Origin of the sequence: Desulfovibrio sp. TomC, from assembly GCF_000801335.2 — a bacterium.
Taxonomy (GTDB): Bacteria; Desulfobacterota; Desulfovibrionia; order Desulfovibrionales; family Desulfovibrionaceae; genus Solidesulfovibrio.
In genome coordinates, this window is the sequence record NZ_JSEH01000019.1 from 12464 (window position 1) to 33496 (window position 21033).

Here is a 21033-nt window from a genome sequence, read left to right on the forward strand (position 1 = left end):
AGTACACCGGTTCCATGGAGACCCAGCGCCTTTTTGTCGGCATTGAGCTGCCCCCGGCCCATCAGGCCCTCGTGGCCGGACTGGTTGACCAACTTCGGGCCAGGGTCGGCGCTGCCGCCGTCTGGACCCGGGAAGGCAACGCCCATATCACGCTCAAATTTCTGGGCGACGTCGCGAGGGAACGCCTGGAGGCGGTGACAACGGCCCTGGCCGCTATCCCTTTTGCCCCGTTTGTCCTGACGCCCGGGGGCGGCGGTTTTTTTCCCGGCCCGGCCCGCCCCCGGGTGGTCTGGGCCGGCCTGGCCGCCGGTGCGGCGCCGTGCCGCCAGTTGGCGTCATCCGTGGACGCCGCCCTGGTCCCGGTCGGCTTTCCCGCCGAAACCCGCCCGTTCACCGCCCACCTGACCCTGGGCCGCATCAAGGCCTGGAGCAACAGCGACGACGCGGACAGGCTGCGCGCCCTGCTGGAGGCCGTGGTCTGGCCGGCCGCCGCCGTGCAGGCAATGACGCTTTTTGCCTCGCGGCCAACGTCGCCCGGGCCGCACTACACGCCCCTGGCCCGATTTGCCGCGACACCGTCGTGATTGGCCCAGACCGGCCGTTGCCGGGCCGGACCTCGGACGAGACGCTCCGGCAACCATGCCCGCCAGGGTGTCCCGTCCGGTTGCACCGGATGTCCGGGCCGGGCTGCCGCCAAAAAGAAAGCCGCCTGCGAACATGCGGCAGGCGGCCTGGAACAGTCCTCGGGACGCGGGGTACGTCCGGACGGGGGCGCTGTTTTACATGTAATCGCCCCGGTTGAACTTGAACTTTTCGGTAACGGTCATGACTTCCAGTTCGTTGACCAGGGAACCGAGACCGGAGCTGGAGCTTTGGGGCAGATCCTCCTTGAGCTGCCTGACGCCGCTTTCGATGTTTTCCAGGACGCCGTAGGCCTGCTTGAGGGAATCCCCCCCGCTGCCGGTGGCCAGCTTGTCGGCGTAGTTTTCCCACTCAGACAACAAGGAGTCCATGTTTTCCATAGCGGCGCGCTCTTGTTCGTTGATTTCCCCGGCGGCGTCGGCTGATCCGACACTCTGGAGACTGGCAAGATCTATCCCGGAGAGGCTCGAAAGCGGCGGCGCGACGAGGCCCGTAGACTGGGCGGCATCGGCCGATCCGGTTTCCTTGGCCAGCAGGGCAGCGAAGGCGTCCGAACTTTCCTGGGTCCCCTTGGACTGTTCCGTGGTCTGCCGCAGGGCGGTCAGTTGGTCGGTCTGGATCTTCATCAGCCTTCCCCCCCGTTGACGTTTGCCAGTTACAAGCAAAAAGCCTGCCACACAGTCTCTATCGGCTAACGTCTCGGATTGTCAGTAAAAATAAAATATGGCAGGCGGAAAAAATTGCCTTGCCGGCCACGTCTGCCGTCTCCTAGATAGAACACCGCAAACGCCTTGTCTATTGCCATCCACTTTGGCATCCTGCCCTAACCGGGCCGTTTTCCTCTTTTCGGCCGGCCCGGCACAAACTTGAGCGCGGGAACGCCCCACGCCCGGAAAAAAGGAGCGCAATCATGGCCAGCGTGCAAAAGATTCTGTGCGCCGTGGATTTCTCCGAGGGCTCTCCCAGGGTGGCCGAATATGCCGCGACCCTGGCCCAAGCGACCGGGGCCGAAATCATCTGCGTCTATATTGCTCCGTCTTTGGCCGAATATGTCGGCTTCAACGTGCCCCAGGCCGCGCTTGACACCTTTGTCGGCGATGTGGTGGCCTCGGCCGGGTCCACCATGGACGACTTCGTGGCCGAACATTTCAAGGGCCTGCCCGCCCGGGGGCTGGTCCTGGCCGGCTACCCGGCCGAGGAAATCCTGGCCGCCGCCGAGGAACACCATACCGACATCATCGTCATGGGCACCCATGGCCGGACCGGCATCGACCGGATCATCTTCGGCTCCGTGGCCGAAAAGGTGGTCAAGTCCGCCCTGTGTCCGGTGTTGACGGTCAAGCCCCGGGAAGCCGTGTAACGCCCTGCCGGGGATGCCCGCTGTCCCCGGCCCTTTGCCACTGGCCCGGCCGCGTCGCCGCCCTTGTGCGCCGACGCGGCCGGCCGAACCCTTCTGGAGTAGCCCGATGCAGCCGAGCGACCGGGTCCGGGACGACGTGCGTGAATTTACGCCCTACGCCCCCGGCCTTTCCATGGAAGAGATCAAGGAACGGTACGGCTTAAGCCGTGTCATCAAGCTGGCCAGCAATGAAAACCCCCTGGGGGCTTCGCCCCTGGTCAAGCGGGTGCTGGCGCGCAAGGCCGACATGGTCTTCCGCTATCCCCGGGCCGGCAACCCGGCCCTGGTCGCCGCCCTGGCCGCCCATCACGGCGTCCCTGCGGCCTGTGTGGTGGCCGGCAACGGGTCTGACGAGATCATCGATCTGCTCGTGCGGGTCACCTGCCGGCCGGGAATCGACAATGTCGTGGCCTTTGCCCCGTGCTTTTCCATCTATGTCCAGCAGACCCGCCTGTGCGGGGTGGAATTACGCCAGCCGCCCCTGGCCGCTGATTTCGCCTTTGACCTGTCGGCCCTGGCCGGGGCCTGCGATGAACGCACCTCGCTGGTCTTTTTGACCAACCCGGACAACCCTTCGGGCCATGCCGTGCCGGCCGAGGACATCCTCGCCCTGGCCCGGACCCTGCCGCCCAAGGCCCTCCTGGTGGTTGACGAGGCCTACGCCGAATTTGCCGAGCCGGCCGAGCGCTATTCCATGCTGGCCCGCTTTGCCCAGTGCGACAACGTCGTGGTGCTGCGCACCTTTTCCAAACTCTACGGCCTGGCCGGGCTGCGCCTGGGTTACGGCGTCATGCCGGATTGGCTGGCGGACTACATGCTGCGGGTGCGCCTGCCCTTTAGCGTCAACCTGCTGGCCGAGGCGGCCGGGCTGGCCGCGCTGGAAGACGTGGACTTCGTGACGGCCAGCCTGGAAACCGTCCGCCAGGGGCGCGCCCTGCTGGTTGCCAAACTGACCGACATGGGCTGCCGGGTGTACCCGTCCCAGGCCAATTTCCTGATGTTCAAGCCGCCGTATCCGGCCGCCGACGTCTTCGAGGGCCTGCTGTCGCGCGGCATCATCGTGCGGGCGCTCAAAAGCTACGGCCTGCCGGATCTGCTGCGGGTCAGCATCGGCAACGACGAGGAAAACGCCGCCTTCCTGGCCGCCTTCAAGGACATCATCGACCATGCCGTCTGACGCCCGACGCATCATCACCATCGACGGCCCGGCCGGGGCAGGCAAGACGTCTGTTTCCCGCCGGGCCGCCGGCGAACTCGGCCTGGCCTACCTCGACACCGGGGCCATGTTCCGGGCCGTGGCCCTGCGCCTGGGCCAGGACGGCCACCGGCTTGCGGAGTCCGACATCGACGCCGCCCTGGCCGCCGTGGTCTTTTCCCTGGACGGCAGCGGGGCTGACACCCGGCTGCTCGTGGATGGCAAACCGCTTCCCGACTCGGCCCGCACCGAGGAGGTCGGGGCCATGGCCTCGAAACTGGCCGTGCTGCCGGTGGTGCGCGCCCGGCTTAAACAGGCCCAGCAGGCCCTGGGCCGCACCACCGACCTCCTGGCCGAGGGCCGGGACATGGGCACGGCCGTCTTTCCGGACGCGCCCTGCAAATTCTTCCTCGACGCTTCGGCCGAAGTCCGGGCCAGACGCCGGGTGGCCCAACTGGCCGCCCTGGGCCGGCCGGCAGACTACGCCGCAATCCTGGCCGCCATCAGCCGCCGCGACGACCAGGACCGCAACCGGGCCGAAGCGCCGCTTGCGGCCGCGCCCGACGCCCGGATCATCGACACCTCGGCCATGACCGAGGACGCCGTGGTGGCCGCCATCGTGGCCGCCGCGCGCGCCTGACGGCCCGGCCCTGTCCCGGGCCGTCCACTCGATCGTGCTGGCGGTTTGGCTCCCTGTGCCGGGTGCAGGCCGCCGCCACAGCCACGCCCAAGGAGCGCACCGCCATGCTTGACCGCTTCAAAAAACGTTCGCGCCAGGCCAAAGGACTCTCGGTCGAGGCCACCTCGCCCTTTCCGGCCCGGCCGGCCTTTGCCCCCTATGTGGTGGTCTATACCCTGACCAGCAACGGCGTGACCATTCGCCGCTACGACGCCCTGGCCGAGAATGAGCCGATCCTGCCCGACGGCTGCGTGGCCTGGGTCCGGGTGGTTGGCGTCCACGACGTCGGGCTGGTGCAGACCGTGGGCAAACGCTTTGGCCTGCACGCCCTGCTCCTGGAAGACATCCTCGATACCGGGCACCGGCCGGTCATCGAGGACTACGACGAGCATATCTTCATCCTGCTGCGCCTGCTGGCCTACTCGGCCGAGGAAAAACGGGTGCTGGCCGAACAGGTGGGACTGGCGGCCGGGGACGGCTTTGTCCTGACCTTTCAGGAACGCGAGCACAACCTCTGGGACGACGTGGCCCTGCGCCTGGAAAAGGGCGGCAATAAAACGGCCCGGCGCAGCCAGCCGCATCTGACCCACGCACTCATTTCGGCCATCCTGGACGATTACATCCTGACGCTCGGCCAGCTGGCCGAGGAGATCGAGGGCATTGAGCAGACGCTGCTCTCTGACGGCGGCGGCGAAGCCCTGACCGAGATCTACCGGCTCAAGCGCGAGGTGCTCTTCCTGCACCGGTCGTTGTGGCCGCTGCGGGAAGTGCTCGGGCGCTTCGTCAAAGACGAGTCCATCGCCTCGGACCCGGCCACGGCCGTCCTTTGGAACGACATCCAGCAGGACGTCTATCAGGTGCTCGATGCGGTGGAGACCTTGCGCGAGATGCTTTCGGAAATGGTCGGCCTGTCCATGACCAAGGCCGAGCTGCGCATGAACGCCGTGGGCCAGTACCTGACCCTGGTGGCCACCATCTTTCTGCCGCTCAATTTTCTGGTCGGCTTTTTCGGCATGAATTTCGACAACCTGCCGCTCAAAAGCGAGGAATGGGGCATTTACAGCCTACTGGGCTTCATGGGCCTGACCGTGGTCGGCATGGCGGCGTATTTCTACCGCAAGCACTGGCTGTCAGGACCGGGGGAGAGCCGGTAGACCGGCGGCTGTTCCTGTCCTGTCCGGTCCTGTCCTGTCCGGTCCTGTCCTGGCTGCCCGGCCCCTGCCGGCGGGGAACCAGGGCGGCCGGACAGGCTGGGCCAGCGCCGGATCCTGCCGCAACACCGGTGCAACGAAGGCTCTTGGATATGGACCGTGCCGCTCGGGCCTACTGCACATGCAGCCAGAGCCGCCCTCATTCCACCCACTCGACAAGACTGAGAAAAACAAACCCGATGCTTATTCTGTTTCAAAAAACTGACATATTAGAAACAACTAGTCCTAACATCTTTGTTCACGTCTGATTAACAGACCATATTGCGGACACATACAAACACAAACCTGATGTAAAATACCTATAACAACGCTGAACAAGCCCAAAGCGGCTCTATATTTAAAACTACGTTCCATAAATTTACCAATACCCATCTTTTGTAAAACAATTTTATCGTCAGCTATTACAGAAATTAATAAAAATGGCCTTGCCTACGCCCAAAGCAACACTTGCACTGCTTTGATGCCTATTGTAACCTCTACACCATCATATCCTCATTGCGCCGCCCCTACGGCCACCCCGGAGGCGTCCGACGGTCTTTCCGCGTGGACGCTGATTCCGGCTCAGGCCGCCCCGGAGGTGTTCTATGAAACGCCTGTGCGCCCTCTGGCCGCTTTTCCTGCTCGCCCTGCCGCTGCCGCCGGCGGCCTGGGGAGCCACCATCACCACACCGTTTCTCAGCGACTGGCAACTGGTGATCACAATGGACGCCGATGGGGACGCCGGCCTCGTCTCCCCCCTTGGCTACAAACTCGAAAATGAGCAGCCCACCGTCTCCTTCCAGGCCCAGGGGCACCAGCGCCTGACGGTCACAGCCGTCTACACCGGCTCCTCCCAAGGCACGCCCTTTTTTGACGTCTGGAACTACACCGTCGCCCCAACCCTCGAATACACGGCCCAGGCAACCGTCAAAGAGGGACAATTCTTGGCCGAACCCTGGTATGACGCAACATACCCGGATGGTTTTGTCCGGACCTGGGGCTATACCGTGGCCCTCGAACTGCGCACGCCCGGCGGCGAAACCGTCCCCGGCACCGCCGTCCAGGGGGTGCTCAGCCTGAACATCAGGCAGTTTCGCCACGCCTGGCTCGAATACGGCCGACTCTGCGTCAGCGACATCCAGGCAACATTGGAGGCCTCGACCAAGCTCCCGGTCGATGCTGAAACGTACAGCCTCGAAGCCGCGTCCCCTTTGGAAATCTCCCCGGCGCAGGTCGTCACCTCGGCCTATGTCTATGCCGGGTACGCCCCCTTCTCCCTGACCTGCCCCCTGTCTGCCTTCGATTCCGGCCCGGTGTCCGGCAAGGTCACGGCCGAGGGCGGCAGCGCGCCGCCACTCTCCCGGACCCTGTCCGTGCCTTTTGCCACGGTGCTCACTTCAGACTGGGGGGTGGAGATCAAAAATCAGATCAGCGGGGAATGGACCGCCCTGTCCAACGGAACAACCCTCGCCAAGGGCGACTGGATCAGGATGCAGCCGGTGGAGGTCTACGGCACGGTCCGGCTGCCGTCGATGGCCGTGCAGTTCGCCGACGGCCAGATCCGGGAAGTGACCCTGGAACCGGGCTACGACCAGTCCCAGGCCGGGGAGGTCATCATTGAGGTGGGCCAGGGCGCGCTGCTCACGCACAATGTCTGCTGGACCATCAAATTCACCAATTTCATCCAGGAACGGACGGAAAATCCCCGCGAATACGCCAAGGAATTTATCTGGGACAAGCTCGGCGACGCCATTTTCGATGCTTTTGCCCCAGGCACGAGCTGGCCCATCCAAAAAGTCGGCAGCAAAATCATCGGATACGGTCTGGAAAGCGTCTACGACGCCACCGGCGCACACGATGCCCCCAGGTCCGCCCGGCTCCGGCCCTCGGCCGCCGAGGTTGCGGCCGAATCCCAGGCCAGGCGCGCCGACGTCCGGGGGGCCACGCCAAGCGTGCGGCCCACGGCCGCTGCCGTGCTGACCATCAAGAGCGATGGCTCCATGACCGCCGAAAACCGCATTGGGACACGCCGGGTCGTGAATGCGGCCCAGCAGACCCGACTGCTGCCGCCGCGCAGCCAGATCAGTCACAAGACGTCGTTTGGCCCCGTGACCGACCTTCCCTACGCCTCGGACGTCCCCATCGGGACCTTCAGCGTGACGCCGACAGGCAGCACCGACACCCGCACCCCGCTGTTCACCTTCACCTACAGCGGCTACGGCACGAAATACATTCCCGAGACCCTTGACGCCCGCATCAACGGCACGCTGGTCCAGGGATTCAACGCCCTTGGCGGGGCCTCGGCCGCCTATCAGGTTCCCCGGGCCGCCTGGCTCAATGCCGGGGCCAACAGCGTGGAGGCCGCCATCGTCGAGGCCAAAAGCGGCCGACAGTTCCTGGCCGCCACCCTCTACGCCTCGGGAGCGCCCCAAGCACCCCAGCGCGTTGTCGGCCTCCCCGGGGCCACCTCCATGCTCCTGTCCTGGGCCGCCAGCCAGGAGCGCGGCCTGGAAGGCTACCATATCTACAAGGGCGACGCCGCGGCCGCCGTCGCCACCCGGCTCACGGCAAGCCCGGTCTCGGGCACGGCCTATGCCCTGTACACCGCCACCGAACCGGGGCTGGCCGCCGGGGCCTACTACGGCGTGACCGCCGTGGTTGCCGGGGTGGAAAGCGCCCTGTCCACACCGGTTCAGGGGTCTCTGGCCGGCCCGTCTGCCGCCCCCCCGGAGCCTGTGACCGATCTGGCCGCCGCCACAGCCTTTGACCGCGTAAGCCTGGCCTTCACGCCGCCGGCCGGGGCCATCGCCTTCCGCCTCGCCCGGCCCGGCCTGGACCCGCAGATCTTTCGCAGTCCGCCCTTCGTCGATACGACCGCCGTCCGGGGAACGCCCTACACCTATACCGTCACCCCCCTGGGCCTCGATCTGGCTGCGGGAACTCCGGTGGAAACAACCGCCGCCATCGCCGCCACGACCCCGCCGCCGGCCCCGACCGGCCTTACGGCCTATGCCGCCGACGCCGCGGGAAAGACCTGGGCGCTTCGCTGGGACCCGGCCCAGACTGCCGGCATCGTCGGCGTCAACATCTATGAATCCAGGGACGGCGAGGCCTGGGTCAAGGCGACGGCCACGCCTGTGGCCGGGCAGACCCTGACGCGCACGCTGGCTAGCCCGGGCGCCTATTCCTGGCTCGTGCGTTCGGTCAGCAGCGCGGGGGTGGAGAGCACGAACGGACCGATCCTTGGCGGCGGCTTTGCGTCCAGGGCCTCCGTGCCCGCCGTGGCGACGGGTTCGGCAGCCCTGCTGCTCTTGAGGGAATAAGACGGGGGGGAATCAGGGTTTGGCAGAAGGCTTGGCCGGATGCCGCGAGGGCGGGAATTCGGTGAAATAGCGCTCCACGAATTCATCGATAACCAGACCGGGCTTGACGGAATCAATGGCTCCCCAGTCAAAGACGCGCATTTCGCGCGGCGTGGACGGGTAAGGCCACAAATACACGGCCCGGCTGAAATTTTCCGAGAGAAAGGGAATCAGTTCGTGGGCAAAGGAATCGCGGAAGACGACCACTGAGGGCTGGCTGGCGTCGCCGGTCTCCGTGACCACGGTGGGCTGAAACAGCGACTTCGGGGCCACGACGTTGTCCACCTCTTTGGCCAGGCGCGGCGTCTGCGGCACAAAGGTCACCTGCTCCTCGGGGAACAGGTCGTTTAAGGCCAACATGCTCGACAGGCCGCCGGTCAGCCCCGGGGTGACGTGAATGTCGTAATCGCCCCGAATGGTCGGCTCGAATTCCGGATACCACCTGGTCAGGTACTTCATGATCTCAATATAACCGGCAAAGGCCCCGAACGTCGTCCAATGGGTGTCGGTGCGATAATAGGCCAAAGCCCCTTTCTTGACCTTGAGCATGGTCTCGCGCAAATCGAGGATGTTCACCCCGGCCGCCTGCAGCGCGGTCACCAGTTGATCGGTGCGGCTGATGGGGCTGACCCGGTTGTACTGCGACGGCAGAAACTCCGAATAGACCGTGTGCTTGTTGGGCGCCACCACGATCAGATAATGGATGCCCCGAGCGCTGAGGTCGGCCTGCCGCTTCCGGTAGACCTCCACCCACCAGGCCAGGTCCTGGGCCGAGAACAGGCGGGTGGACCGGTAGTCCTCCACCACGTTGAGTTCGGCGTTCTCCTGGGCCAGGAACAACCAGTTGTCCTTGCCCTTGATGACGGACTGGTACTGCGAGGTGGATTGTAAGACGAACAGGTCGAGGATATTTTGCCAGCGCACCAGCTGCTTGCGCAGGCCATAGGTCTTTTCCAGAAATCCGCGTTGGAGCACGTTGAACGTGCGAAAGGCCTGGGACCAGGAAAAATCCGGCAAGGGCGCCGGATCATTCTCCATAAGATCGACCGGCGGCGCGAAGTGAAAGATGTTTTCCGTGCTCGGCAGGCATATGCACAGAAGAAACACGACCACAGCCGCCATATGGATGGCTTTGCGGCGAAAGGTTGGGGCCATTATCCTGCCCTGCCTAGAACTGGAAATAAATAAACGGGTTGTGCGTCCCGCTGGCCAGGGACATGGCGCAAAGTACAAACACCGCCGGCATGAACACCAGACTCACCAGCACTTCCACGCCGTCATCCACGGCGACCGGTCCGATCTGGCGCGGCAGCAGGACCCGCTCCCGCCACTGCGACAGCCACGGCGCAATCGGCGTCACGCCAACCAGGGCCAGACAGAGCACGATGACCACCTTGGGGTTGAGGAACAGCCCCATATGCCACACCACGCCGGACCCATGGGCAAAACCGCTCAGGGCCTTGATGAAGGCCAGGGCCTGGGGCAGCGTTTCGGCCCGGAAAAACACCCAGGCCACCATCACCACCAGCATGGTGTAGACATGGGCCACGATGGGCGACCCCTTGGTCAGGCGCTTGCCCAGGGGGAAGCGCTCAAGGACGGAGAAAAACCCGTGGAAAAGGCCCCAGATGACGAAGTTCCAACTGGCCCCGTGCCAGAGGCCGCACAGAAAAAAGATGATCACCAGATTGCGATACATCCGGGCTTCGCCGTCCCGGTTGCCGCCAAGCGGGATATACAGGTAGTCGCGAAACCAGGTGGACAGCGAAATATGCCAGCGCCGCCAGAACTCCTGGATGGAACGCGAAACATACGGGTAATTGAAGTTTTCCATGAACTTGAACCCGAACATGTGGCCAAGGCCGATGGCCATGTCGGAATAGCCCGAAAAATCGAAATAAATCTGCAAGGTATAGCAGACAATACCGAGCCAGGCCACAGGGGTGGTCAAATGCTCGGACGGGATGGCGAAAATCTTGTCTGCCGGCAGGCCCACCACGTTGGCGATCAGCACTTTCTTGCCAAGGCCGATGATGAATCGGTTGATGCCCTTGGAAAACCGCTCCATGTCCACGACTCGATGGGTGAGCTGGGCCGCGATGTCCTTGTACCGGATGATGGGGCCGGCCACGAGCTGGGGGAAAAGCGAAATATAAAGGGCCGTGCAGGGCAGCGACATCTGGGGCGGCGTCTGCCGACGATAGATATCCATCAGGTAGGAGATGCAGTGGAAGGTAAAAAACGAAATGCCTATGGGCAAATGCACCTGGCCGATAGTGATGGTCGGCAACCCGGCCGAACCCAGCAGGAGATTGAGGTTGGCAACTAGGAAATTCGTATATTTGAAGATGACGAGCAACAACAGATTGAATGCAATGGCTATTCCCATCTGAAATTTGGCATTATTTCGTTCGTGGGATTTATACACCCAAATGCCGAACAGATAATTGGCAAGAATGGACAGGAGCATGACGACAATATATTCGCCTTCGCCCCAGGTATAGAAAAAAAGGCTGGCCGCCAGGAGTATCCAGTTGCGCAAATGCACAAACCGGACACAAAGAAAGTAGGCCGCCAACACGACAGGCAAAAAATAAAAAAGAAACGATGCGGAGCTAAATACCATAGGTGCTTGTGGGGGGTAGGGGTTGACTGGCTCGAATGACACCCGCGCGCCAGCAAGGACGGCCACGAACGGCACGCCGTCCCAGACCTGTGTCACGGGTGATCGGTCTTACCCAAGGACTCCGGCTTTGACAACACCCTGGGACACCCTTGGCAGACGATCGCTTTCCCGGTAGGCTCAGCCATGCCAAGCCAATCGCCCCATCCTGAAACGGCTACACTTCGCCGCCTCCTTGACGCCCTCGGTCCCGCGCGCATCTGGCGTCCCGTTCCCGCCCCGGACGGCAGCCTGCTGGCCCCGGGGGACGGTTCGGACACTGCCGACCTCGAACAGTATATAGGCGACCTCGACGTGGCCGGAAAATCCGTGGCCGACCTCGGCTGCAACCTTGGCTACTTCACCTTCATGGCCTGCCGCCTTGGCGCCGCCCGGGTCCTTGGCCTGGACATCGACCCCGAGATCATCCACGCCGCCAACCGACTTGCCGCCCTCCACCAGGCCGCCAACGTCGCCTTCCTGGCCAGCGATTTCCTGCGTCAGCCGCCTGAGACCCCCTGCGACATGGCCCTGCTCATCGACTTCATCGGCCGCCAGATCGTCTGCAAGGGCCGGGTCGGGCTCGTGGCCAATGCCGCCAAATGCTGGGGACGCCGTGAGCTGTTTTTCACCCTGCGTCCCGTCTACCGCCTCGACGATCTTCCGGTTGACCCGCAGACGCTGCGCCAACACTACCCCGGTTTCGTCTACGACAACGCCTTCCACCTGGCCCACGCCCTGGCCCACGCCCTGGGACCCGACTGGTCCATGCGCTTCCTCACCAATGGCCGCTTTGCCAAAGGTCCCGCCGAACGCACCCACAAAGCCGCCCTGCTCTTCACCCGCCAGGAGTAACTTGGGGCGGAGAAGAGGGAGCAGGCCTCCGGCGGCCAAAGGGCTGAGCCCTTTGGAATCCCGCCTGGGGTTTGTTTGCTTTGACCGGGGGCGTTGCCACGTCGACGGGCGGACGTTTTGCCAGAAAAGACTGCCGTGGACCGGGACATGCGCCGCACCCCGGCGGCCCCCCCCCGCTCGCCGTCCCGGATGTCGCCTAAATCAGCGTTTCCAGCCGCACGTCGGTCATGGGCCGGCCTAAGAACCGCTCGCCAACGGCAATAAACCGGTGCGGCAGGTCGGTGACGTGGAAGCTGTGGGCCGGGGGGACTGCGGTGTTGCGCAGGCCCTTGGCATCGAGGATGGCGGCGGCGCGGCGGGCCACGGCCGTGGCCGAGTCCTGGAGCCGGATGCCGGGACCGACGACCTCGGCCAGCAGCGGGGCCAGGAGCGGATAATGGGTGCAGCCGAGGATGAGGGTATCGAGGTTGTGGGCAGCCAGCGGGGCCAGATATTCGGCGGCCACCAGCCGGGTGGCCGGGTGGTCGAGCCAGCCCTCTTCGACCAGGGGGACGAACAGGGGGCAGGCCTTGGCCACGGTATGGACGTCCGGGCCGCCCAGGCGGGCCAGGGCGCTTTCGTAGGCATGGCTGGCAATGGTGGAGGGCGTGGCGATGATGCCGATGCGCCTGGTGCGGGTGGCGGCCAGGGCGCTTTCGGCCCCGGCGTCAATGACTTCGAGCACCGGCACCGGAGACAGGCCGGTTATGGCCGGCAGGGCCACGGCCGCCATGGTGTTGCAGGCAACGATGAGCAGCTTGACGTTTTTGGCCAAAAGAAACCGGGTGATCTGGGCGGCGTAGCGGGCCACGGTGTCGGGCGACTTGACGCCGTAGGGGACGCGGGCGGTATCGCCAAAGTAGACGATGGGTTCGTCCGGGAGCAGATCCATGACGGCGCGGGCGACGGTCAGGCCGCCGAGGCCGGAATCGAAAATGCCAATGGGGCAGGAAGGATCGTGGTGCACGGGTCGGACCTTTGCGGAAAATTTACGCCGCACGCATGCGGCGCAGGACGCTTGGAACGCTGCCGGGCGGCGGCGTCAAGCCTTTTTTTCCAAGGAGGGGACGGCCCCAGGTGGACAGGCCGCGACCTGGGCGCGGTTTTCCACCACCCGCCGCATGGAACTGAGCATTTCCGGGACATCCACGGGCTTGGACAAGTAGTCGTCCATGCCGGCGTCGAGGAATTTTTCCCGGTCGCCGGTCATGGCATAGGCGGTCATGGCAATGATGGGAACGGTCGTGTCGTAGCGGCCGGTCTCGTCGGTGCGGATGCGCCGGGTGGCTTCGATGCCGTCCATGACCGGCATCTGGATGTCCATGAGCACGACGTCCACGGCATGGCAGGCCAGGATCTCCAGGGCCTGCTCGCCGTTGCCGGCCTCAAGCACGCTGTAGCCGACCTTCTGGAGCATCCGACTGGCGGCAACACGGTTCATGGTGTCGTCTTCGACCACCAGGGCGGTGAGTCCGGCCGGAACGGTGGGGCGACCCTGTTTGCCGGTGACCGGCTTCGGGGCGGGGCTGCGCGGGACGAGCGGCAGGGCGACGCGCATGGTGGTGCCGCTGCCCTCCCAGCTCCGAACCTCAATTTGGCCGTGCATGAGATCGACCAGACGCTTGACGATGGCCAGTCCCAGGCCCACGCCGCCGCCCTGGCGGGTGTAGGAGCCGGAGGTCTGGACAAAAGGGACGAACACAGCATCGAGTTTGTCGGCGGGGATGCCGCAGCCGGTATCGGCCACAGTGAAGAGGTAGCTGCGCGGGGTGTCTCCCCCGGCCGGACCTTCGAAAACGGCCGGGGCGATGGTGAGCTGGACGGAGCCGGCTTCCGTGTATTTGACGGCGTTGCCAACGAGGTTGAGCAGAATCTGGCGTAGTCTGGCCTCGTCGCCGTGGACCGTCTCAGGCAGGCCGCAACCAAGCTCGATGGTCAAAGCCAACCCCTTCCTGCGGGCCATGGGGCCGAAGATGTCCAGGACTGCCTGCTTGAGATCGGCGAAGGTGAAGTCGGTTTCGTGAAGGACCAGAGTGCCGGATTCGACTTTGCTGAGGTCGAGGACATCGCTGAGGAGCCGATTGAGGCGGATCGTGGCTCCGGCGGCCATGGCGACATATTCCTGCTGCTCGCTGTCGAGAGCGGTGGTCTCCAGGAGCTCAAGCATGCCCAGGACGCCGTTTACGGGCGTGCGGATTTCGTGGCTCATGTTGGCCAGAAATTCCGACTTGGCCCGGTTGCCGGCGTCGGCCATTTCCTTGGCCCGGCGCAGTTCCTGCTCGTGGCGGTATTGTTCGGTGATGTCGCGGTTTGAGCCGCGCCGGCCCAGATCCTCGCCGCCAAGGCCGACGATGCGGCTACAGACATGGCCGATGTTCAGGATGTCGCCCTGGCGGGTGACGATGCGAAAATGCAACTCCTCATGCACGTCTTTGTCAACGCCGACGTGGTCCAGATGTTCGTCCCAACGCTGGCGGTCCTCCGGGTGGATGACCTCGCGAAGCGCAAGGCCCTCCGGGCCGAGGAAGGCCTCGGGCGGGTAACCGCTGATGCGCTGGCAGGCCGGCGACACCCAATGGCACTGACCGTCCGCTCCCTCCCAGAACTCCCAGTTGTGCGAGTTGTCCGCCACAATACGAAAGATATGCTCGCGTTCGGCCAGCCGGATTTCGGCCTGCCGCTTGGCTGCGTCAGCAGTCTGGCGTTCGGCGGCCCGGGTGGCCAGGAGATCGGCGGCCTGGGCCAGGGCGCTGGCCACGGCCGCAGTCTCGGCCAGATCGACGCGGCTCTGGGGCACAGGCAGCCCCAGGCCCAGCGCTTCGGCCGGGCGGATCAGGGATTCGATGGAAGCGGCGATGCGCCGGGCCAGGGCCAAGGCCAGGAGGATGCCGCCAAGCGACAAAAGCAAGGTCGCCCCCCCGGTCCACCACAGCCATTGGCGCACGTCAGCCAGGAGGATGGCCTGGGGCACACTGACCACAACGCTCCAGTTCGAGGCTTGCGCCCGGGCAAAGGTGGCCAGGACCGGAATACCGTCGAGATTGCGGGTCTCGAAGGAGTCGTCCGGGAATTGGCCCTGCTCAAACCCCGGCACCAGGTCGGTGGCGGATTTGCCCACCCAGTGCCCGTTGTCGCTGGAACGGGCCACCACAGCCCCCCTGGCGTCGAGGATGACGGCGATCCACCCCCGGGACAGGCGTTCGTCAATGAGCATCGCTTCAAAACGGGCGGCAGGGACGGTCATGCCCAGATCGTAACGCACCGCGCCGTCCTGGAGCACGGGCATATCCAGGCTGACCAGATCGCGGCCGGTGACAGCGCCGCGAAAGACGTTGCTGATCACCGGCTTGGCGGTTTCAAAAACCTGCTGCACGGTTTTGCTGGCGGCGCGCCGGGGCAGCGGAGCGCCGTCGGGCAGGTAGGAATTAAAGACCTGCTGCCCGGTGGCGTCGGCCAGGAGGATGTCGGAGTCGGGGTAACCGGCCAGCAGGGTGTTGACCTGCCGGCGAAAGGCCGCGAAGTCGCCTGTCTGCAGGGCCGGCGAGGTGGTCAATCCCTCGGCGGCGGCCTGGACAATGGTCAGTTCGCGGTCGGCGGCCTGGGCCAGGTTTCTGGCGGTTTCAGCCATATGCCCCTGAAGCAGGCTCTTTTTGGTGCCATAGGCATAATGGACGAGGTAGCCGGCGCAGATCCACACCGGCAGCACACAGGCCAAAACGAGACCGGCCAGCCGGAATCGGATGGAACGCGGCGGCCGAAGGGCGGGTGCCGGCCGGGGGAGGGCAGACTCGGTGGCCATGGCTGGGGCCTTTGATCAACGGCCGGGCGCAGCGGCGTCCGGCTGGACAAAAAGGGTACAAGACAACGCTTGATAAAAACACAGTGGCCTGCCGGCTGTCCACGGGAGAGTGGATACAGCCGGAAAAAGAGTTTGGCCGAGGCCGGCTGCAAGCGCCGTGTGCCAATTTGCAACATGCATGCATTTTTGCAACACGGGAAAATCAACCCCAGACGGCTATTTCTGACTTACAAACTCTGGAAACGGCTATTTTGATGCAAATATGCAACGAAATCGGCGCCTGGAGGCCTTCCCGCCCGGCGCGCAATGCCGCCATCCCTCCCGAAATCAACTTTTATTCACTTCATTTCAAATAGTTAGAAAATTACCCTGGAGATTGTTCAAAAAGTAGCATGCATCTTGCTGCGGCGTTTTGCCTCGTTTTTTCGGCCCCCGCCCCAACGTCCGGCTCCCCGGATCGGCAGGCCACGCCGCAAAAAACTTGGCCCCTTCGGCCGCCGCCGCCCTCGCCACCCCCCCCCGGCTGACGGCCGGCGCGGCCGGCCCTGGCGGGATCGCCGCGCCTCTCGGGTTTGGCGCGGTCCCCCCTGGTCGCCTGGGTGTTGTGACCAAAACCCGAACGCGAACTCCGAAGAACGCTTCCTGCCCCAAAAGGAGACCAGCCATGGAGCCCAGCCAGGCCGCCGCGTTGGCGGAAACCGCCAAGTTCGAGAAGCTGTGCGGAATTCTCGACCACTACGACCGCCACCCCGCCCGACTCGTCCCCATCCTGCAGGCACTGCAGGAAGAATACCGCTACCTGCCCCAGGAAGTCCTGTCCTACGTCGCCACCTCGCTGCGCATCCCCGAAGCCAATGTCTTTGGCGTGGCCACGTTTTACGCCCACTTCGCCCTGGAGCCCAAGGGCAAGTACGTCGTGCGCCTGTGCGACGGCACCGCCTGCCACGTCAAACAGTCCATCCCCATCCTCGAAGCCCTGCGCGAGCGCCTTGACGTGACCGAGGCCAAAGCCACCACCCCGGACATGCTCTTTACCGTGGAAACGGTCGCCTGCCTCGGGGCCTGCGGCCTGGCCCCGGTCCTGGTCATCAACGAAGACGTCTACGGCCAGATGACCCCGCAGCGCGCCGTGGCCCTCATCGACGAAATTCGCGCCAAGGAGCTGCAATAATGGAAGGCCCCATACTCGAAACCCAGACGGCGGGCGTGCCCGCAACCGCGGCCAGCGGTGGTCGCCGCGTCATTGTCTGCGCCGGCACCGGCTGCGTGGCCAACGGCTCCAAAAAGGTCCTGGCCGCCCTGGAAGTCCAGATGGCCGCCGCCGGCCTGGATGTGGTGCTTGAATTTCGGCCCGAGGGCCACGGCGACGGCGTGCGCGTCTCCCACTCCGGCTGCCAGGGCTTTTGCCAGATGGGACCGCTGGTCACCATCCTGCCCGAGAACATCCTCTATACCAAAGTCACGGCCGACGACGTCCCGGACATCGTCGAAAAGACCCTGGTCCAAGGCCAGCCGGTCGAGCGCCTGCTCTACATTGAGCCGCGCACCCGGGAAAAATGCCTGGGCCCCGACCAGATCCCGTTTTACCAGCGCCAGACCCGTTCGGTCCTCAAAGAATGCGGCTTCATCGACCCCGACGACATCCGGGAATACGTGGCCCATGGCGGCTATGCGGCTGCCGGCAAAGCTTTTTCCGAGATGGACGGCCAGGGCGTGTGCGACGTCATCAGCCAGTCGGGCCTTCGCGGCCGGGGCGGCGGCGGCTTTCCCACCGGCCGCAAATGGGAAGCCGCCCGGGTCCAGACCAGCCCGAAAAAATACGTCATCTGCAACGGCGACGAGGGCGATCCCGGCGCGTTCATGGACAGAAGCCTCATGGAAGGCAATCCCCACTGCGTCATCGAAGGCATGATGATCGCCGCCCGGGGCATCGGGGCCGACGAAGGCTACATCTACGTGCGGGCCGAATATCCCCTGGCGGTCAAGCGCATGCGCAAGGCCGTGGCCGACGCCGAAGCCGCCGGCTACCTCGGCGACAATCTGTTCGGTTCGGGCCAGTCCTTTCGCCTGGAAGTCATGGAAGGGGCCGGCGCGTTTGTCTGCGGCGAGGAAACCGCCCTTATCGCCTCCATCGAAGGCCTGCGCGGCATGCCCGCCCCCAAGCCCCCCTTCCCGGCCCAGCAGGGCCTGTGGCGCAAACCCACCATAATAAACAACGTCGAGACCCTGGCCCAGATTCCCCGCATCATAAGCGAGGGCGCCGCCAGCTACCGGTCGCTCGGCACCGAGACCTCGCCCGGCACCAAGACCTTTGCCTTAACCGGCCATGTGTCCAACACCGGCCTTATTGAAGTGCCCTTTGGCGCGACGCTTCGCGAAGTGGTCCTCAACATCGGCGGCGGCGTCACCGACGACCGGGGCTTTATTGACGAAAAGGGCTTCAAGGCCGTGCAGATCGGCGGCCCGTCCGGCGGCTGCCTGACCCCGGACCTGCTCGACCTGCCGCTCGATTTCGACTCCCTGCGCTCGGTCGGGGCCATGGTCGGTTCGGGCGGTCTGGTGGTCATGAACCAGAAGACCTGCATGGTGAGCGTGGCCCGGTTCTTCATGGAATTCACCCAGCGCGAGAGCTGCGGCAAATGCGTGCTGTGCCGCGAGGGCACCAAGCAGCTTTTGGCCCTCCTTGACGACGTCATCGAAGGGCGCGGCACGGCCGAGACGCTCTCCTTGCTCGAAACCCTGGGCCATGCCGTCCAGGTCGGCTCCTTGTGCGGCCTGGGCAAGACCGCGCCCAACCCGGTGCTCTCGACGCTCAAGCATTTCCGCAAAGACTACGAAGAACACGTCTTTGACAAACGCTGTAGCGCCGGTCGCTGCAAGGCCCTGGCCATGCCGACCATCAATGCTGCGCGCTGCAAGGGCTGCCGCCTGTGCGTCAAGGCCTGCCCGGCCGGAGCCATCAGCGGCGAGAAAAAACAGCCCCATGTCATCGACGAAGCCGTGTGCATCAAATGCGGCGCATGCGCCACGGCCTGCAAGTTCGGCGCGGTGGAGGGAATCTAGCCATGACCACGACCCAGCAATTCGTCACCATCGAAGGCCGCCAAGTCGCCATCGAGGGCGAGCGCAACCTGCTTGAAATCATCCGCAAGGCCGGCATCGACCTGCCGACCTTCTGCTACCACTCCGAACTGTCGGTCTACGGGGCCTGCCGCCTGTGTCTGGTCGAAGTGGCCGGACGCGGCGTCCAGGGAGCCTGCTCCACCCCGCCCGAACCGGGACTGGTCATCAAGGTCAATACCCCGCAACTGCGCGAGATCCGAAAAATCGCCGTGGAACTGCTCTTGGCCAACCATGACCAGAGCTGCCCCAGCTGCTTTAAAAACAGCGACTGCAAGCTCATGGACATTGCCCGGCGCGTGGGCGTGACCTCGGTGCGCTTCAAGCCCGTCCAGACCCCGGCGCCGCTCGACACCTCCTCGCCGTCCTTGGTGCGCGACCCCAACAAATGCGTCCTTTGCGGCGACTGCGTGCGCATGTGCTCGGAAATCCAGGGTATCGGCGCGATCGGCTTTGCCTTCCGCGGCCACCAGACCGCCGTGTTGCCGGCCTTTGGCAAGAATCTGGCCGACGGCGAGTGCGTGGGCTGCGGCCAGTGCGCCAACGTCTGCCCGACCGGAGCCCTGGTGCCGCGTTCGGAGATCGAAGAGGTCATGGCCGCCCTGGCCGACCCGGCCAAGACGGTGGTGGCCCAGGTGGCCCCGGCCGTGCGCGTCGGGCTTGGCGAGTGCTTTGCCACCCCGGCCGGCGACCCGGTCATGGGCCGCATGGTGGCGGCGCTCAAGCGCCTGGGCTTTGAGTCCGTCTACGACACCACCTTTGCCGCCGACCTGACGGTCATCGAAGAGGGCCAGGAATTCCTGACCCGGGCCGCAGCCGGCGAAAAGCTGCCCCAGTTCACCTCCTGCTGCCCCGGCTGGGTCCAGTTTGCCGAGCAGTCCTTCCCCAACCTGCTGCCCAACCTGTCCTCCTGCCGCTCGCCCCAGCAGATGTTCGGTTCCCTGGTCAAGGAGATGCTGCCGGCCAAGCTGGGCATCGCCCGCAAGGATCTGGTCATCGTCTCCATCATGCCGTGCACGGCCAAAAAGTTCGAAGCCCGCCGGCCGGAATTTGCCAAAGACGGCTCTCCGGACGTGGACTTTGTCCTGACCACCCAGGAGCTGGCCCGCATGATCGACGGCTCCGGGCTGCGCTTTAACGATCTGCCGCCCGAGTCCCTGGACATGCCCTTTGGCTTTGGCACCGGGGCCGGCGTCATCTTCGGCGCGTCCGGCGGCGTGACCGAGGCCGTTTTGCGCTTTGCCGCCGAAAAGATCACCGGCAAGACCCTGGCCTCGGTTGATTTCCACGAAGTGCGCGGCGAATCCGGCCTGCGCGAGGCCGTGCTCGAAGTCGGCGGCAAGACCCTGCGTCTGGCCGTGGTGCATGGGCTGGCCAATGCCCGGGCCGTGGCCGAGCAGGTCGTGGCCGGCACGTGTGACTATGACCTGATCGAGGTCATGGCCTGCCCCGGCGGCTGCATCGGCGGCGCGGGCCAGCCCGTGCCCAAGGATCTGGCCGACCGCAAGCGCCGCACCAGGGAACTCTACCAGTGCGACAAGACCTTCCCGCTGCACAAGGCCCAGGACAACATGTTCGTGACCGAGTGTTACGACAAGTTCCTGGGGGATGTCGGCGGCCACAAGGCCCACGATCTGCTCCATACCCACTACCAGAGCCGTCGGCGCGTGAGCGACGAAACGTTGGTGCTCCTGAGCGGCGACCCGGCCCAGACCAAGGTGCGCGTGCGGGTGTGCCTGGGCACGAGCTGCCACCTGCGCGGGGCCCAGGACATCCTGACCGGGATGCTTACGCACATCGTGGAGCAGGGGCTGGCCCATGCCGTGGACGTGCGCGCCTCGTTTTGTTTTGAGCAGTGTGCCAATGGTCCCACCGTCGAAATGGACGGCGAGATCATGAACCACTGCACCCTGGAAGGGGTGCTGGCGGCTCTTGACCGCAACCTCAAAAACCCGCTGTCCCAGCCGGTGAAAGCGGCCCCGTCCTGCGGCTGCAGCTGCGGCAAATAGGCCGGACAGCTCCGCAAAATGGCAAAGGGCCGACCCGCGAGGGTCGGCCCTTTTTGCGTGGGTCACTGGGCTAACTCAACCT

16 protein-coding genes are annotated in these 21033 nt (G+C 64.7%); 11 read left to right on the forward strand and 5 right to left on the reverse strand.

The features are described 5' to 3' along the window. The first annotated feature begins 14 nt into the window (after positions 1 to 14). Positions 15 to 584, forward strand: coding sequence for an RNA 2',3'-cyclic phosphodiesterase (gene thpR, locus NY78_RS16580; protein WP_043638334.1), 570 nt, complete (start codon positions 15 to 17; stop codon positions 582 to 584). A 195-nt stretch (positions 585 to 779) separates the two neighbouring features. Here the strand turns inward: thpR and NY78_RS16585 are convergent, their stop codons facing one another. Next, a complete protein-coding gene (locus tag NY78_RS16585; RefSeq protein WP_043638335.1) occupies positions 780 to 1268 on the reverse strand; it encodes a hypothetical protein in 489 nt (162 codons plus the stop codon). Positions 1269 to 1552: 284 nt separating this feature from the next. On the opposite strand from NY78_RS16585, the gene NY78_RS16590 reads away from it, so the two are divergent. The 5 genes from NY78_RS16590 to NY78_RS16610 all read left to right on the forward strand — a co-directional run bounded on the left by NY78_RS16590 (position 1553) and on the right by NY78_RS16610 (position 8428). Then, positions 1553 to 2002 carry a universal stress protein gene (locus NY78_RS16590; protein ID WP_043638336.1) on the forward strand — a complete coding sequence of 150 codons (450 nt, stop codon included), beginning with the start codon at positions 1553 to 1555 and terminating at the stop codon, positions 2000 to 2002. Positions 2003 to 2108: 106 nt separating this feature from the next. Further along, the gene (hisC, locus tag NY78_RS16595) at positions 2109 to 3218 is read left to right on the forward strand and encodes a histidinol-phosphate transaminase (RefSeq protein ID WP_043638337.1); all 1110 of its coding nucleotides are present in this window, start codon (positions 2109 to 2111) and stop codon (positions 3216 to 3218) included. Next, on the forward strand, positions 3208 to 3876 hold the full coding sequence (cmk, locus tag NY78_RS16600) for a (d)CMP kinase (protein ID WP_043638340.1): 669 nt from the start codon (positions 3208 to 3210) through the stop codon (positions 3874 to 3876). Before hisC ends, cmk begins: the two co-directional genes overlap by 11 nt. Before the next feature lie 104 nt (positions 3877 to 3980). Continuing rightward, a complete protein-coding gene (gene corA, locus NY78_RS16605) occupies positions 3981 to 5069 on the forward strand; it encodes a magnesium/cobalt transporter CorA (RefSeq protein ID WP_043638341.1) in 1089 nt (362 codons plus the stop codon). Positions 5070 to 5710: 641 nt separating this feature from the next. Continuing rightward, positions 5711 to 8428 (forward strand): hypothetical protein, encoded by a 2718-nt coding sequence (locus tag NY78_RS16610; RefSeq protein WP_043638342.1) that lies wholly within the window; start codon positions 5711 to 5713, stop codon positions 8426 to 8428. Between the two features lie 12 nt (positions 8429 to 8440). Here the strand turns inward: NY78_RS16610 and NY78_RS16615 are convergent, their stop codons facing one another. Next, the gene (locus NY78_RS16615; RefSeq protein WP_043638343.1) at positions 8441 to 9622 is read right to left on the reverse strand and encodes an alginate O-acetyltransferase AlgX-related protein; all 1182 of its coding nucleotides are present in this window, start codon (positions 9620 to 9622) and stop codon (positions 8441 to 8443) included. Positions 9623 to 9635: 13 nt separating this feature from the next. Further along, positions 9636 to 11093 carry an MBOAT family O-acyltransferase gene (locus NY78_RS16620; RefSeq protein WP_043638344.1) on the reverse strand — a complete coding sequence of 486 codons (1458 nt, stop codon included), beginning with the start codon at positions 11091 to 11093 and terminating at the stop codon, positions 9636 to 9638. Between the two features lie 183 nt (positions 11094 to 11276). Between NY78_RS16620 and NY78_RS16625 the strand changes: the two genes are divergently transcribed. Then, a complete protein-coding gene (locus tag NY78_RS16625) occupies positions 11277 to 11984 on the forward strand; it encodes a methyltransferase domain-containing protein (protein WP_043638345.1) in 708 nt (235 codons plus the stop codon). A 196-nt stretch (positions 11985 to 12180) separates the two neighbouring features. On the opposite strand, the gene murI is transcribed toward NY78_RS16625, so the two are convergent. Beyond that, a complete protein-coding gene (murI, locus tag NY78_RS16630; protein WP_043638346.1) occupies positions 12181 to 12990 on the reverse strand; it encodes a glutamate racemase in 810 nt (269 codons plus the stop codon). Between the two features lie 75 nt (positions 12991 to 13065). Beyond that, a complete protein-coding gene (locus NY78_RS16635; RefSeq protein WP_047960248.1) occupies positions 13066 to 15822 on the reverse strand; it encodes an ATP-binding protein in 2757 nt (918 codons plus the stop codon). 11 nt (positions 15823 to 15833) lie between these two features. Between NY78_RS16635 and NY78_RS24820 the strand changes: the two genes are divergently transcribed. The 4 genes from NY78_RS24820 (at position 15834) to NY78_RS16650 (ending at position 20951) form a co-directional block, all read left to right on the forward strand. Continuing rightward, positions 15834 to 16178 (forward strand): hypothetical protein, encoded by a 345-nt coding sequence (locus NY78_RS24820; protein WP_156180971.1) that lies wholly within the window; start codon positions 15834 to 15836, stop codon positions 16176 to 16178. Positions 16179 to 16486: 308 nt separating this feature from the next. Beyond that, positions 16487 to 16993 (forward strand): NADH-quinone oxidoreductase subunit NuoE family protein, encoded by a 507-nt coding sequence (locus tag NY78_RS16640; RefSeq protein WP_043638349.1) that lies wholly within the window; start codon positions 16487 to 16489, stop codon positions 16991 to 16993. Beyond that, entirely contained in the window at positions 16993 to 18885 is a 1893-nt protein-coding gene (locus NY78_RS16645; RefSeq protein WP_043638352.1) for an NADH-ubiquinone oxidoreductase-F iron-sulfur binding region domain-containing protein, read from the forward strand. The genes NY78_RS16640 and NY78_RS16645 overlap by 1 nt, the downstream gene beginning before the upstream one ends. A gap of 2 nt (positions 18886 to 18887) precedes the next feature. Next, the gene (locus tag NY78_RS16650) at positions 18888 to 20951 is read left to right on the forward strand and encodes a [FeFe] hydrogenase, group A (protein WP_043638354.1); all 2064 of its coding nucleotides are present in this window, start codon (positions 18888 to 18890) and stop codon (positions 20949 to 20951) included. The last annotated feature ends 82 nt before the right edge of the window (positions 20952 to 21033 follow it).

Coding starts and splice junctions, on each gene's coding strand:
- corA (WP_043638341.1), top strand. CDS start 3,981: ATGCTTGACCGCTTCAAAAAACGTTCGCGCCAGGCCAAAGGACTCTCG.
- thpR (WP_043638334.1), top strand. CDS start 15: ATGGAGACCCAGCGCCTTTTTGTCGGCATTGAGCTGCCCCCGGCCCAT.
- NY78_RS16645 (WP_043638352.1), top strand. CDS start 16,993: ATGGAAGGCCCCATACTCGAAACCCAGACGGCGGGCGTGCCCGCAACC.
- NY78_RS16585 (WP_043638335.1), bottom strand. CDS start 1,268: ATGAAGATCCAGACCGACCAACTGACCGCCCTGCGGCAGACCACGGAA.
- NY78_RS16640 (WP_043638349.1), top strand. CDS start 16,487: ATGGAGCCCAGCCAGGCCGCCGCGTTGGCGGAAACCGCCAAGTTCGAG.
- NY78_RS16590 (WP_043638336.1), top strand. CDS start 1,553: ATGGCCAGCGTGCAAAAGATTCTGTGCGCCGTGGATTTCTCCGAGGGC.
- NY78_RS16635 (WP_047960248.1), bottom strand. CDS start 15,822: ATGGCCACCGAGTCTGCCCTCCCCCGGCCGGCACCCGCCCTTCGGCCG.
- hisC (WP_043638337.1), top strand. CDS start 2,109: ATGCAGCCGAGCGACCGGGTCCGGGACGACGTGCGTGAATTTACGCCC.
- NY78_RS16625 (WP_043638345.1), top strand. CDS start 11,277: ATGCCAAGCCAATCGCCCCATCCTGAAACGGCTACACTTCGCCGCCTC.
- cmk (WP_043638340.1), top strand. CDS start 3,208: ATGCCGTCTGACGCCCGACGCATCATCACCATCGACGGCCCGGCCGGG.
- NY78_RS16620 (WP_043638344.1), bottom strand. CDS start 11,093: ATGGTATTTAGCTCCGCATCGTTTCTTTTTTATTTTTTGCCTGTCGTG.
- NY78_RS16615 (WP_043638343.1), bottom strand. CDS start 9,622: ATGGCCCCAACCTTTCGCCGCAAAGCCATCCATATGGCGGCTGTGGTC.
- NY78_RS16650 (WP_043638354.1), top strand. CDS start 18,888: ATGACCACGACCCAGCAATTCGTCACCATCGAAGGCCGCCAAGTCGCC.
- NY78_RS16610 (WP_043638342.1), top strand. CDS start 5,711: ATGAAACGCCTGTGCGCCCTCTGGCCGCTTTTCCTGCTCGCCCTGCCG.